At 61.1% G+C, this 13276-nt stretch carries 8 protein-coding genes and 1 pseudogene; 3 read left to right on the top strand and 6 right to left on the bottom strand.

The features are described 5' to 3' along the window. Positions 1-427 precede the first annotated feature (427 nt). The 3 genes from POM99_RS21445 to POM99_RS21435 are packed head-to-tail and all read right to left on the bottom strand — an operon-like array spanning position 428 to position 4466. Positions 428-1162 (bottom strand): hypothetical protein, encoded by a 735-nt coding sequence (locus tag POM99_RS21445; protein ID WP_277280766.1) that lies wholly within the window; start codon positions 1160-1162, stop codon positions 428-430. Beyond that, the gene (locus tag POM99_RS21440; RefSeq protein WP_277280765.1) at positions 1159-4179 is read right to left on the bottom strand and encodes an HsdM family class I SAM-dependent methyltransferase; all 3021 of its coding nucleotides are present in this window, start codon (positions 4177-4179) and stop codon (positions 1159-1161) included. The genes POM99_RS21445 and POM99_RS21440 overlap by 4 nt, the downstream gene beginning before the upstream one ends. Continuing rightward, positions 4176-4466: a helix-turn-helix domain-containing protein gene (locus tag POM99_RS21435; protein ID WP_277280763.1), complete on the bottom strand. Its 291-nt coding sequence runs from the start codon at positions 4464-4466 to the stop codon at positions 4176-4178. Before POM99_RS21435 ends, POM99_RS21440 begins: the two co-directional genes overlap by 4 nt. 583 nt (positions 4467-5049) lie before the next feature. Between POM99_RS21435 and POM99_RS21430 the strand changes: the two genes are divergently transcribed. Next, on the top strand, positions 5050-5937 hold the full coding sequence (locus POM99_RS21430; protein WP_277280761.1) for a HEPN domain-containing protein: 888 nt from the start codon (positions 5050-5052) through the stop codon (positions 5935-5937). A gap of 12 nt (positions 5938-5949) precedes the next feature. On the opposite strand, the gene POM99_RS21425 is transcribed toward POM99_RS21430, so the two are convergent. The 3 genes from POM99_RS21425 to POM99_RS21415 all read right to left on the bottom strand — a co-directional run bounded on the left by POM99_RS21425 (position 5950) and on the right by POM99_RS21415 (position 8589). Further along, on the bottom strand, positions 5950-6657 hold the full coding sequence (locus tag POM99_RS21425; RefSeq protein WP_277280760.1) for a hypothetical protein: 708 nt from the start codon (positions 6655-6657) through the stop codon (positions 5950-5952). A 349-nt stretch (positions 6658-7006) separates the two neighbouring features. Then, positions 7007-8269 carry a type II toxin-antitoxin system HipA family toxin gene (locus POM99_RS21420; RefSeq protein ID WP_277280758.1) on the bottom strand — a complete coding sequence of 421 codons (1263 nt, stop codon included), beginning with the start codon at positions 8267-8269 and terminating at the stop codon, positions 7007-7009. After that, positions 8266-8589, bottom strand: coding sequence for a helix-turn-helix domain-containing protein (locus POM99_RS21415; protein WP_022675526.1), 324 nt, complete (start codon positions 8587-8589; stop codon positions 8266-8268). The genes POM99_RS21420 and POM99_RS21415 overlap by 4 nt, the downstream gene beginning before the upstream one ends. 205 nt (positions 8590-8794) lie before the next feature. On the opposite strand from POM99_RS21415, the gene POM99_RS21410 reads away from it, so the two are divergent. Both POM99_RS21410 and POM99_RS21405 read left to right on the top strand, forming a co-directional pair. Continuing rightward, positions 8795-10978 (top strand): strawberry notch-like NTP hydrolase domain-containing protein, encoded by a 2184-nt coding sequence (locus tag POM99_RS21410; RefSeq protein ID WP_277280755.1) that lies wholly within the window; start codon positions 8795-8797, stop codon positions 10976-10978. 183 nt (positions 10979-11161) lie between these two features. Beyond that, positions 11162-13150, top strand: a pseudogene (locus POM99_RS21405) (DUF4158 domain-containing protein); the annotation flags it as partial. Positions 13151-13276 lie beyond the last annotated feature (126 nt).

Below are 13276 nucleotides of genomic sequence, written 5' to 3'. Positions count from 1 at the left end.
CACCGGTTGTCTGGTCCGCTCTCCGGTCGGGGCTGCGCCCCTCCCTACGATCAGACCAGACAACCGATCCTACCGGCCATCATAGTCGCCGCTCAACCGGCCATCGTAGTTGTCGCCGCGCACCAGGCCTCCGAATTTTGCGAAGGTCTCCAAGCTGGGGCATCGACTGGGCGGACTTCAACGAACGGATGAACCGTCGGGGCAGTAGCATCGGCGAATGACGAAAGCTGGGACAAATCGGTCGTTCCTGCCAAACAGTTTGAATGGCAACCTCGTTCAAAAGCTGCCGTTCAGAGTTCGCTAGAGACGTTTCCTGGACAACGAGCGCATCCCTACACACTCAGGGACGATCCACACTGGTGGATCGTCCTCTCCGGCCGACATCAGGACGATGCACCAGTCGCTGCCGGCCCACGCCCTCCCGGCCCTAGGAGGCGGCAGGCGGAATCGCCGCGTTGACCCAGATATGAAGAAGAGCAATCGATCCGGGAAGGTGCGCCGGTGGTGCCTGGTGGCTGTAGGTGAAGGACCGGCCATGCTTGGAGCGCGCACAGTCAGCTGCGCCGAAGCCGACGGCGACGGGATCTGCTTCGGTCGCGAAGGGCGGTGCGGCGCCGCCCTTGGCCGCCAGGCGCGGCGCGAGCCCACTGGCAATGTCGGATCCATCCCGGACATAGGCGATCATGAAGGCCTCCTGGCCGCCCCAGCCATAGTCACCGATCAGAAATCGGTTCAGGCCTTGCTGGCAATACAGGGCGGCCGTCTTGCCGGTCGGGCTATCGATGATCTTGGCCTCGACGATCACGGGAAAACTACGCGACCGATTGGTAAGATAGATGGAGAGATCGGGACGTTTTTCCAGGTGCGCGCCGTCAAAGCTGAGGCTTTCCTTGCCGCGCGCGACGCAGAGCACAAGTTGCCCCCAAAAGGGGTCATCCTCGATCAGGGCATTGAGCCTATTTTCAAGAAGCGCCGAAATCTCGGCTTCGCTGCCATAATGGACCGCCGATGGCGCACTGTTCAGAATGTCGTGAAATGCGCGAACAAGCCCCTCTCCCAGGATCTCCAGATGGGGGTCTTCGATCGGCGGCAGTGGCAAGCGCAGACCGCGACTGAGCTCCGCAATCTGCAGCGGACGGGCGTGAACCACCGACGTCGTCATCCTTTGGTGCGAGCCTGCAGAAAAGGCAGATGGGACCAGATGATCCTCTGGGCCAACAGGCGGGCTTGGGTGGCGCTCCAGTAACGCTGCTGCGCGAGACGGCCAATCAGCAGCATGCCCTGCGCCTCGGCGATCAGTTCGCCGGCCCCCGTCGCGTCAGCCGCCTGCAACAGGCCGGCCAGATCCTGTTCTATCACGTTAGGTCCCGCTCCCCCCCGATGGCGAAGCGCGATGCAGCACCAGGGCGAGCTGGCCGAGTAATGGACAAGATCGGCCTCGAAGCTGGAGTCATAGCGTGCTCCCCATGGGGCCAGCTCGCCGAGCAACTTTTCGCAGAAGGCGGTGACGTTCGCGCGATCGGGAAACTCTTGCGCAGCGTGCTTGGCATTAGCGAAGGGAAGGTTGAAAGTGAGTGTGTCGGCGATAACTTCAAGGTCGCGCTCGCCAAGGCCATAAAGGTCCGCGACCCAGCGATCGACCGACTCCCACGTGATCTCGCCGGTTTGGAGACGCGAAAAAATAGCTGTTATCTCTGCGCGCTCTGCCTCACCGAATTGCCCGAAATCGGGCATGGGCATGCGATCAATCGTGGACTTTTCCACGACTTCCCGTTCGAAGCCGAACTTGCCACTCGTGACAAGGGCCCACCACAGTGCGAACCGGCTGCCGACTACCAGCGCGAGGTAGCGTGCGAAGATATCGCCGTCAGGATAGGTGCCGGGACTGAACCCGTAGAAGCTTTCATTATAGGCAAGTGCCTTGTCCGAGACCGCCACTCGGATCCGGCCATGCTCGACCGGCGGCGATTGATGGACGATCGCAAGTGGTCCGACGAACAACGCCGGATCTCGTGGGTCATGAATACGATGAAACCGGAATGTCCTTAGACGGTCGCTTTTCACGAGGACATCGTCGAACGCCGCGACGTCTATGTCCGGCAGGCCATGGAGATAGCTTGCGTCCGCTCCAGGTAGTCCATCCCCCCGCAGGCGTGGGCGACTGCTGTCCTTGAGCGTCTGGTAGCCACTTCCTCCGCCTAGCAGGCGCCCGCGCTTCGAAACACCGATCGCCGATCGCCAGAATGTTTCGAGCGTAGGATAGCCCTTGGAACGGACTCGCTCGACGATCCCGAGATCGGCGCGCGTGCCGCGGAAGAGAATCTTTAGGATATCCGGCGTCTCGGCCATCTGGTGCGTCCGGATGATCTCCGCGCTCTGCGGATCGACGCGCATGGTGCCGGCCGCATTGAGCGACTCTTCTAGACGCGGGCTAATCAGCCGGAACCCGCTGCCAGCGGCGGCGGGCCTGTTAGTGGCGATCATCAGGCAGAATGGCGCCGAGATTTCGGGCCAGACGCGGGTCTGGCGGAGCTCAACGCCATTGACGATTGACGTTACATCGAGCGCCTCGAAAATCGCTTGGCGCGCGTCTGGCATTCCGTCGCCCTGTTGGAACAAGAGGCGAGCATGGAGCGCAAAACCAATTTGGCCGCCCGGCTTTGCCCAGTCCATTGCTCGCCAGATGAAGGGCAGATCGAGCACCTCATTGGGGAGCGGCGGGGTGGGATTGCCAATCTTGCGTGCCTGCGCAATCCGCGCAACTTCTTCGCACACTAAGCTCCAGTCGGGTAGCTTGGTGCCGCTTGCCCACGGCGGATTACCGATGACGACATCATAGCGCCCGCGATGCTCCTCCAGGACGAGAGGCCCCAGACTGCCCAGCCGACCACCCGCTAGGGTAGCGTCTTCGCTCGTGAGCCGATGCAGAACTTTGCCGCGCAGATCGTCGAACCGAAGCTTGTCGACCGGCATCGGTTGCGGATCGAGCTCGATCGACAGCAGATAAAGGCCGAGTGCCGCAAAGCGCAAAGCGGCCTCGTTGATGTCGAAGCCGACGATCTGATCGTAGAGGATCGCGCGCAGTGCCGGCGTCTGCGGCCGGTGTCCATCTGCTGCCCAGCGTTCAGCGACGAGCTCGCGAAAGGCGGTAAGCAGAAAGACGCCAGCACCAGCTGCCGGGTCGAGAATCTTGGCATCAGCGCAGCCGCCTTGGCGCGCCAAGCCGCCAAAGCAGGCCCGAACAACCAGATCGGCGATGGGTCGCGGCGTGTAATAGCCGCCTTCGCGCTTCTGCTTGGCCGGGGCATGCCGACGCAGATAGAGCTCATAGGCTTGGCTCAGGACACCCACGGGAATATGCGCGAAATCGAGATTGTCCCAGCGCTCCTGCCATCCCAGGAACAGCTGGCTGTCGGGAGCACGGCGCAGCACGTCGCCCAGCGCGCGATATGCGCTCAGCGGCAAACGGTCGAAAAGACCCTCCGACAAGGGCAAGAGGTCACCGTTGAAGGTGTCGTCGAGCCACTGGCAAGTTCTGCTCGCCGATGCGGTATCATCGAACAGCGCAGCTGCGACGTCCGGCCCCGCCATGGCGGCCGGCAGCAGCTCGCGATCAGCAAGAAAGCGGGCAAACAGCGCCCGACCGACAAGCGAGATTGCATCCTCGTCGGTGACCGCCCCGGTGGCGATGAGTTTGGTGATCGATGCAGTCAGCAGGTTGAGGACGACATTGGAGATCCACCCACTCTGGTTGATGGCTGCCCTGGGCCGGCTATTGGCAAGATGGGCGAACGTGTTCCGTTCGATGCCCTCGCCGGAAGGCAGGGAAACCCTGGACTGCCGCAGGGTTTTGCGATCGAGGGCGATCCGATAGACGTCAAGCCGGCCCGGCGCGATGACACCCAGGTAGGGCGCGTCTCCCCGCATCGCCAGAAGACGCCGGATACGATGTAGCTGCTCGTCATTGTCCAGAGCTTCCCCATCGACGAGGAACAGGAGGGGCGCACCCTGCCATTCATATACGGCCATGATAACGCCTAGCACCGAGCTGGCGGCGCGCCTTGCATTGACCAGAGTCGCATAGGGCAAGAGATGTGGGCCGTCTTCGTCGAACCGGCGCAAGGCGGTTGCATCACCGCCGAAGGGTTCGACTGCGTTGGCTAGATCCACCGTGCTCATGGGTCGAGATCCAGGCTGCTTTGGCGGTCACCCCCAAAGTGCCCGCGCCGTGCCCCGCCACGGGGCTTTTTCGGGGTCACCTCGACTCGTGCAACGACGCGGCGATAGTCGCCCCCCAAGGCACCCAACTCCCCAATCAGCGCTGCGATCAGCGCAAGATGACTGGGGACCTCACCGCCGCGAGCATAGTTGGAGATCGAATTGGGGTTCATGCCGATCAGGTCTGCAAATGCTCGGACGCTCAAACCTGCCCTAGCAAGTTCGGTAAGGAAATCGGTATAGAGCATGGCCAAGCAGTCACATGGTTTAATGTGCCTTACCACATAGATTTATGTAAGAGAAGCGTCATCATTGTGCGTGTTCACAAGCCGCCTCCCGCAGATGCTGCGTTCGCTTGATGGCACCTTGTTTAGGCATTGGCCGCGAGAACGACGCCGCCAACGAACCGACATTGGCCTTGCCATAAGCCTGCCGCGAGTGAAGGGCCAGCTTCAGGTCCAAACCCAGCGCGGCAGGTTCGCGCGTCGCTTCGCCCGGAAACGGTGGCGCCGCCGGATCGCTCGCGTGGACCTAGAGTGCGAGCCCGACCGTCGCCTGTGTCATTGCGCCGCCCGTCGTCACGGCGAAGCTGCGGCTGAGCTTGTTGCGGCAGATATGGACCGGCGTCGTGATATTGGCGGCTGAGAAGCGGGCAGGAGCGACAGGTTCTGACGGAACCTACCGCTCTTGGCCCGGCCATTAATCGGCTCATCTTGGGTCGGTAGCAGAAGGTCAGCATCAGGGCCGACATTCTGCGAAAGTGGAAATCAAAAATGTGTGACCAGACGGGGTTCCATTGGCGTCTGTGGGCCCCCTCACTATCTTCACGGCATGAGCAGATGGAACATAGAGACGCTTCGTGCGCTCGACCTGAAATACGCCGAGCAAGGTTTGCACCTGCACCAGCGTCCCTTCCGCGCGGCCATGGAGATCCTTGGCCCGGCATTTGTAATTGGCGTCGGCGGCAACCCCGAAGTCCAAAAAATCATGGATGCCTATGCGGAGATGATTCCCGAAGTTGATGATAACTGGCCGGGCATGGGCGTTGGGCTGGTTGCGGTGGTCGACCAGGTTCGGCGGTTCGTCGTGCCTGTCGTATTCGGCAGCCCGGGCCCGATCGATGTTTGGGCAGCCCTCGGCTTTTCGAGCCAGGAAGAGTGGTGGCGCTGGTGTCGGGAAGACCGGGACATGGCCGCTCGCACGAGTTTCGCGTTTGCGGACGTTGCCGACCTGACCTATGGCCTTGATGACATGAAGGGCAGCTCGGGGCCGGAGCTGACGCTTTGGCAAATGGCGACCTCTAATCTTGCCGACGCAGCGAACGGACTTCCTACGACCTTCAGCGTCGACTCCATGCTTCAGCCGATCTGTATGACCGCCGAGCTTTCGTTGAAGGCGGCGCTGGTCAAGAACGGCGCCGATCCGAACTCCTTCAAGGGCCCGGCTGGCCACGATCTCAAGAAGTTGATGGAGAGGCTGGCGCGCGAAACCCCACACCGGGACGATGCGACTGCGACGGATATCGTGGCGCACCTTCCTCCCTATGTTGCCAGCCGATATGCGCCGGCGGGCCTCAACCGGTTGCAGGTCGTCAGGCTCGCGCTAGGCGTCCAGTTCGTAGCGGCTTCGACGGTCAGGCGGTTCGGGAGTCGCGACCTCGCCGCCGCAATGGAAGCCGGCGATTGGCCCGCGCCGCGGCGCCCGTTCTTCCCGTCCTAGGGGTTCGGCTGCTTACAATGGCTCGGCATCTGAAGCAGGCGCATGCTTGTCGAGCCATTCCTGGATGGCCTGTTCGGCGAAGGCGATCCCGTCTGCGATGAGCGACAGTGCACCGGCTGCTGCTATCGTCATCTGATCGGCGTTTTTCAGGGCGTAGGCATACCGCACCGGCGTCGTTTTGGCCAAGGCGGTGTTCAGCATATGCATCGTCAGGTTAGCCATTGCGACCAGATGTATGGCATCCAGCCGTCGTTTCTTGGCGAGGCCATCTACGTGCATCTCGAGATCAGCTGCGAGCCTCGGAAGCCATTCGCAGAGGCCATGCAGTCGATCGTCCCACTTAACGATCCGTCCGACGAAAATCGATCCTTTGGCATTGAGAGCGAGGACTTCGACCATGTCCGACATTCCCGCACACAACCAGTCATGATGGCTCAGCGAATCTTGTGACGGATGATTATGCCAAAGACGGACGCCACCGCCAGCGGCAATTGCCGATTCAATCTCCGGCGTGAACGGCGCGGCCTTTCGTCCGGTCGACCTTCCGTGCTCACAGGTTCCGGCTGCGTCCATGCATAGCAACAGCTCCATCTCAGCATTGGCAGGATCGTGCGCGAACTTCAATATCTCGACAAGCGCCTGAAGTTCGACCTCGGTGAAGGTCGGCGTGATGACGGAAGGGCCGTTTGCGGCAGGATCGGTAAACCAATGGACAGTCATGCGCGGGAAATGTGCATTCTGGGGCGGATCCACAATCGTCTGATTAGAGCAAGTTCGGTCAAGTCTTTATCGCCCTAGGCAACTCCCGCCCCACCTTTCGCGCCAAAGGCTGTCCTTCTTGTCTAGCGACGGCCGACAAAGTACGCGCCGTATCAGCGGCTGCTTTCAGGAAAGATATTTCTCGGATCAATGGCCGATGAAAGGGCGCCTTCCTGACGGTCTGCGCCGGAGCGATCCATCGGCAGGTTCTGTAAGGAGCAGACGTTCGCAGTAGCTGATCTGAACGACCGGGTCTGGTCGGAACCTGCCTCAGCGGGGCACTGTCGGCTTCCGGTTAGCCAAGCCACCCTCAACCAAACTCTTGCGCCACCAGACCTAAACCCTCTGACACCGGAGCCATAGATATCCCGACCCCAGCGTCACGCGCATATGACGTCCAGTCGGAAAGCGCTGCACGCACGTCGTCTACGATGGAAGCCGTGCGCTTCGGCGAAACCCCATGGACCTTTGCGAGCTTCTCGACATGCTCGCGGGTTATGGTGCGGCCTTCGCCCAACACAGCCATGTAGTGCTCGCCGCCGGGACCGTTCGAGAAGGTGAGGTCGAAGGCCGGCGCGAGCCGCCAGTTCCCTTGGTCGTCCATCAGGTAGGCGTGCTGGCGAACATGGTCGTCACGGTTTCGCGCAAGCACGTTGAAGACCATGCGCCGGAAGGCCTGCTCGACGTCTGCCATGCTGTGGGTGATGGCCAAGGTCGCCTTCAGGAACCCGTCGTAGTCGACGCTGGGCATATGCGGCGACGCTTCAAGCGCTCCGCCGAGGCTGACCATGTGTAGCCGCTTGCCCGGTGCCAGTCGATCGAAGCGCCTTGTCGCGAAATGACCTGGACCGTTCGCCGACGGGATCAATCGCGTCTCTGCCATAACAATCCCTGCGGCGCGTGCCATCCGGGCGTAGGCCTCCTCCAATGGCCCGATATCGGCAGGGTCATTGGTCGCTGCAAACTTGACGATCCATTCCGCACCCGCGTTCTCGCTTCCCACTGCTGCGAGCTCGTCTCCGGCGGAAAGCTTGCCGTCTGCGTCGATCGCCACGTGAACTTTCGGCCGTGCTCCGCCTGAGCCGCCGCCCAGGCGTGCCAGCAGCGCTTCGAGCTCTGTCTCCTCGCCGAGCAGAACCTGGCGGGATTCATCAGCCAGAGCATCGAGATCGATGGTAAATGAAGCTTCGAACCCAAGCGTTTCGGGCTGGAAGACGAGGGCACCTCGACCCCTTCTGCCCACGAGGGCGAGCCGGTCGACCGCATCAAGGTCTTCGAACCGGTGACCCATCCTTTGAAGGCGCCGCTTCAACAGCAGCATGCCCCAGGCGTCGGGCAGGCAGTCCGACAGGAAACCGTGGAGGCCCTCGAACATTCGGCTGCGGGCAGGGTGCAGGCCGGGCTCAGCTGGATAGTGAAGCGGAGATATCCGAAGGCGCGCAGCGATGACCTCTGCCGACCATTCGAGCTGAGCCAGGCCCCCATCCATCGCCAGCCTGCCGACAGAACGCGGCGCTGCAGTCTCGTCGGTCAGCAGTCCAACCGCCAAAGGCGTTCCCGGAGCCAGCTTCATGACCCAATTCCGCCTGAGCGCCCGCTGGCACGCTGGCGCTGCCGCTTGGCTGCCTGGCGCTGCTGTGCAAGCAGTTCATCCATGCTGGTCGCCGGAACTTGAGGAAACAGCGCGACGATGCCCTCATCGCAGCGCAGTGCAATGGCAGCGCGAACAAGGTCTTCGATGGACGCCCTGCCTTCGGTCTCCATCCGCCGCCATGTTCTATGGGCCACGCCTGCTTTGGCAGCTGCCGCTTGCTGGGTAAGATCGAGGGCCAGGCGGCGGGCCTTGATCCGCATACCGAGGTGCGTCAGCTGATCTTGTAGAGTGAATAGCATTGGCCATATATGGCCGATATGCTTCCTTTGGTCAAATTAATGGCCATATTTGGCCTACGAATCTCTCTTGCCGTGAGGCTGAAATCTCGGCCGCTTTTCCTAGCTGGACCTTGGTCTGCGCCTTTAGCGGAATTCCAAGCACCCACGCTGTCGGGGCAGAAGGGGAGGGGGATGCTCTGATGCGCATCAGCATCAGGAGCAGCGCATGACCGATCTCTTCACCCAGTTCGACACCCGCCTTGATCAGGCCATCGATGAAATCGCGCAGGAGCTTGCCAGTGGATCGCTGACCAAGATGTCGCTCTTCGACGCAATGAAGCGCCTCTACGGTGGAAGTTCGGCTGAAGGTCGCTGGGCACAGCGCGATGCTTATGACCTCCTCGAAGCAGGGATGACCCGCCATCTGCTAGGCTTATCCCGTCCGGTGCGCCTAGACGACATCACCGCCCTGAGCCTTCTGGTTGAGCAACTGCCAACCCATACGGTCAGGAGCGAAGACCAGATTCGGTTTCAACAGTTCTCCACGCCCGCCGATCTTGCGGCACTCGCGACTGTCCTTGCGCAGCCCCGGCCAGACGACATCGTGCTGGAGCCGAGTGCGGGACATGGTGCGCTCGTGGCCAGCCTAACGACAGTCAGACAGCTACACCTCAATGAGCTTGATCCCAAACGCCGTGAGAAACTCGCTCTGCTGTTCAAACATGCCAAGCTTACCGGGATCGACGGTGCGATGCTGGCTTCCGCGCTGGATCCTTCGCTGCGCCCCAGCCTGATTCTCATGAACCCCCCGTTCTCCCGTTCGGAGGGAAGGGGCGTCGATCAATTCGCTGCTGTCCGCCATCTGCGCGCCGCGCTCGGTCGATTGGCTCCTGGCGGCAGACTTGTCGCTATCATGCCGGACTGGTTCACCACCAGCGCTAGGCTCTCGAAAATCTATGACCAGACGTTCGAGAACTGCACGGTGCAAACAGCTTGCCGCCTTGCCAGGTGCTACCACAAGCAGGGGACCAGCGTGCCGGTTCGCCTCTATGTGATCGACAAGGTTCCCGGAAACATACGTCCTGCAATCCTCGCTCGATCGACTGTCGCCGAGATTGCCGCGGCGGTTGCAGTGGTGAAGCGGGCAGTCGGTCCTTGCGAGGCTTCACCAATTTACGCACGGCAGCAGACCAAGCCCGGCACGCTTTTCAAGGCGATGCGCACAAGTGCAAAGCCGCCTGCGGCAAAACCGCGCGTAATCGAAGCGCCATCGATATCGCCGCTTGTTTTTCGCAGCCTGGCGACGCCGCGCCCTCTGGGCGAGCAGGCCGGTGTCTATCTGCCCTACCGCCCGAGCCGGATCGACATCGATGGTGCAAAGGCGCACCCGACCCCGCTGGTGGAAAGTGTGGCCATGGGCTCCATACCAGCGCCGGTGCCGGAATATTGCCCCAGCCTGCAGGGCCGCATCCTCAAAGAAAGCCTGCTTTCGGAAGCGCAGCTCGAGACGGTGATCTATGCCGGCAATGCCTGGCAGCAGTATCTGCCGGGCCTGTTCGTCCCGGCTGACGAAGGTGTCGCTCTCACTCTGGCCGAAGACGGACACAGCTACCGCAAGGGCTACTTCCTCGGTGATGGCACTGGCGCGGGCAAAGGCCGACAGATTGCCGCCTGCATTCTAGACAACTGGCTAGCCGGACGCCGCAAGGCGATCTGGGTATCCAAGAACGAGAGCCTGCTCGAAGATGCGCGCCGGGATTGGAGCGCGATCGGCGGGATGACTGCCGACATTCAACCGCTCTCCAGCTGGAAAATCGATCAGCCAGTGCCGTTCCGCGAGGGGATCCTCTTCGTCACGTACCCGACGCTGCGCAGTCAGAGGCAGGATGCGACCCGCCTGAAGCAATTGCTGGACTGGGCCGGGGCGGATTTCGAAGGTGTCATCGCCTTTGATGAGAGCCACGAAATGGGCGGGGTGGCAGGAGGCGAGGGAGCCCGCGGGAGCAAATCAGGTTCCCAGCAGGGCATCGCCGGCGTCATGCTCCAGAACCATCTGCCCAAGGCCCGCGTGCTCTATGCCTCGGCGACCGGGGCCTCTGAAGTCAACAATCTCGCCTATGCGGTTCGGCTCGGCCTTTGGGGACCAGGAACGGCGTTTGCCATCCGCGAGGATTTCATCAGCCAGATCAGGGCAGGTGGCATCGCTGCGATGGAGCTGGTGTCGCGCGACCTTAAGGCCCTTGGGCTTTACCAGGCACGGGCGCTGAGCTTTGCCGGGGTCGAGTACGAAATCCTCAAGCACGACCTGACGGCCCAGCAGATCGCTGTCTACGACACCTATGCGGATGCTTGGGCGATCTTATGCGCAGCTGCGCATAAGATCGTTTATCGCGAGGTCGCGATAATGTGAAGGAACGCGGCAGCGGCGTGGAATTCTCCTAATGCGGTGCGATGTTGCTGCGCATTATTTGGCCCAGTCGGCCCGAAGCTGCGATTTTGGCCAACTCGCAGAACGTTGTGGGAACACGGCGTGGAGGATTGACCCGAGAAGTGCCCGGTCGTGACATTGCGCTCCAATTTGAGGAGCGCTTTTATGAGTACGGGTATTTCGAGTTCGGACATTGTCGCTCAATGGAGCCTGAGCTTCGCCGACATTGATTTCATCAATTCCAAACCGGCCGCGACGAGGCTCGGCTTAGCCTCGCAGTTGAAGTTTTTCAGCGCTCGCGGTTTCTTCGCTGACGATGGCACATTGATCCCGAACGAAGCTGCCGAATATCTGGCCGAGCAGATCGGCGTCCCAGCCGACGAACTGTCCAGCTATGATTTCGGCGGGAGAACAGCCCGTCGGCATTGCGCCGAGATTTTGCAGTATCTCGGCTTTGGCCGCATGACGCGACAGGACCGCGAAGCGCTTTCTTATTGGATTATCGGCGAGCTTTGCCCGTCCGGACAATCCGTCAGCGCCATGCTTGAGGCGGTGTTCCTCTGGTGCCGGGATCGCAAAATCTACGGTCCGTCTGCCAAGGAGCTTGAACGGCTTGTTCGTTCGCAGCGGCAACAATATCTCGACGGCTGGCTTCATGAGGTGAGCGCAGCGCTTCCGCCTGGGACTGTTGCAGCGATGGAAAGCTCCCTGGCTGACGCGGAAGGGCCGACAGGCTTCAATGCGATGAAAGCAGACGCGGGGCGAGCAACGCTCGACAACATTCTGGAGGTGACCGCTCGGCTTGCGTTCATCCGGAGCCTGAAACTCCCACGGAATATGCTTTCAGCGATCAACCCGGCGTGGATCGAGCATGTTGTCCGCCGCGTTTCCGGCGAAAAGGCGTCGGAGATGCGCCGCCACACGCAGACGCGCCAGCTCGCGCTTTATGCGGTGTATCTGATGGCGCGTGAAACGGCGATGACCGATGCAATGGTCGAACTGCTCGTGGAAACGGTGCACAAGATCGCAACACGGTCGAAACGGAAAGTGGTGGGCGACATCGCCAAGGATGTCGAACGGGTCTATGGCAAGGAACGGCTGCTTGTCGACATTGCCACCGCATCGATTGACGATCCGGACGGTCGCATCTGCGATGTCATCTTTCCGGTTGTCGGCAAGGAAAAGCTGGCGGCGATCATCAAGGAAAGCAGTGCCAAGGGTGCGCTTGACCGCCGCATCTATGCAGTCATGCGCAATTCATGGGCCAATCATTATCGCCGGATGCTACCAAGCCTGCTGTCCGTGCTGGAGTTCCGGTCGAACAATGCGGTTTGGCGACCGGTTTTGTCCGCCCTCGACTGGATCAGGGCGAAGCTGGATGATGGGTGCCGGTTCGTGCCGCAGAAGGATGTGCCGATAGACGGTGTGATCCCGGAAAAGTGGCGCAGTTCGGTCATCGATGGAAATGGTCGCATCAACCGCATCAGCTATGAACTCTGCGTCCTGACCCAATTGCGGGAATGCATCCGGTCCAAGGAAATCTGGGTTGTCGGCGCGGACCGCTACCGCAATCCCGATGATGATCTGCCGAAGGATTTTGCGGTTCGGCGTTCTTCCTATTATTCCCGGCTGAACCTGACGCAAAATGCCCGCGAGTTCGTGGGCTCGATTTGCAAGGAGCTGGAATCCGAACTGCTGCTCCTCAACGAAACAATCCCGCGAAACGAGAAAGTGCGCATCCTCTGGCGCGGCGAAAACCGGATATCGATCACGCCGTCCAAGCCAGCGCCGGAACCGAAGGGGCTGTCCGCCATCAAATCGGAGATTGGACAGCGCTGGCCGATGACGGGCCTACTGGATGTTTTGAAGGAAGCGGCGCTCGACACCGGGTTTCTCGATGCGTTCGAAACCTCGGCCTCCCGTGTCGCCCTTTCCAAGCCTGTTCTGGATCAACGACTGCTTCTTTGCCTCTATGGCCTCGGCACCAATGCCGGGCTGAAGCGGGTGGCCGGTGCCACCACCGATGCCAGCTATGAGGAACTTCTTCATGTGCATCGCCGCTTCATTCACGCGGGCGCTTTGCGGGAAGCCTGCGCTCGGGTTGCCAATGCCACGCTTGCAATTCGCAATGCAGCGGTCTGGGGTGACGCCGGAACGGGCTCTGTTGCAAAAATCGTGAAGCTTGAGCATGCTTGGCGGAGATTGGACGGACGGAACGATGACGGATTTCAAGTGGCGCCATTTCCAGGGTGATGTGATCCTGTGGGCGGTGCGCTGGTA

It is taken from the genome of Novosphingobium cyanobacteriorum (assembly GCF_029436685.1).
In the GTDB taxonomy this organism is placed as follows: Bacteria; Pseudomonadota; Alphaproteobacteria; order Sphingomonadales; family Sphingomonadaceae; genus Novosphingobium; species Novosphingobium cyanobacteriorum.
Note: the sequence above shows the minus strand (reverse complement) of the source record. Positions and strands in the feature narration are given on the sequence as shown.

Bases quoted from the DNA above. Each gene is read 5' to 3' on its own strand.
- POM99_RS21445 (WP_277280766.1), bottom strand. From the start codon at position 1,162: ATGACGACGTCGGTGGTTCACGCCCGTCCGCTGCAGATTGCGGAGCTC.
- POM99_RS21440 (WP_277280765.1), bottom strand. From the start codon at position 4,179: ATGAGCACGGTGGATCTAGCCAACGCAGTCGAACCCTTCGGCGGTGAT.
- POM99_RS21435 (WP_277280763.1), bottom strand. From the start codon at position 4,466: ATGCTCTATACCGATTTCCTTACCGAACTTGCTAGGGCAGGTTTGAGC.
- POM99_RS21430 (WP_277280761.1), top strand. From the start codon at position 5,050: ATGAGCAGATGGAACATAGAGACGCTTCGTGCGCTCGACCTGAAATAC.
- POM99_RS21425 (WP_277280760.1), bottom strand. From the start codon at position 6,657: ATGACTGTCCATTGGTTTACCGATCCTGCCGCAAACGGCCCTTCCGTC.
- POM99_RS21420 (WP_277280758.1), bottom strand. From the start codon at position 8,269: ATGAAGCTGGCTCCGGGAACGCCTTTGGCGGTTGGACTGCTGACCGAC.
- POM99_RS21415 (WP_022675526.1), bottom strand. From the start codon at position 8,589: ATGCTATTCACTCTACAAGATCAGCTGACGCACCTCGGTATGCGGATC.
- POM99_RS21410 (WP_277280755.1), top strand. From the start codon at position 8,795: ATGACCGATCTCTTCACCCAGTTCGACACCCGCCTTGATCAGGCCATC.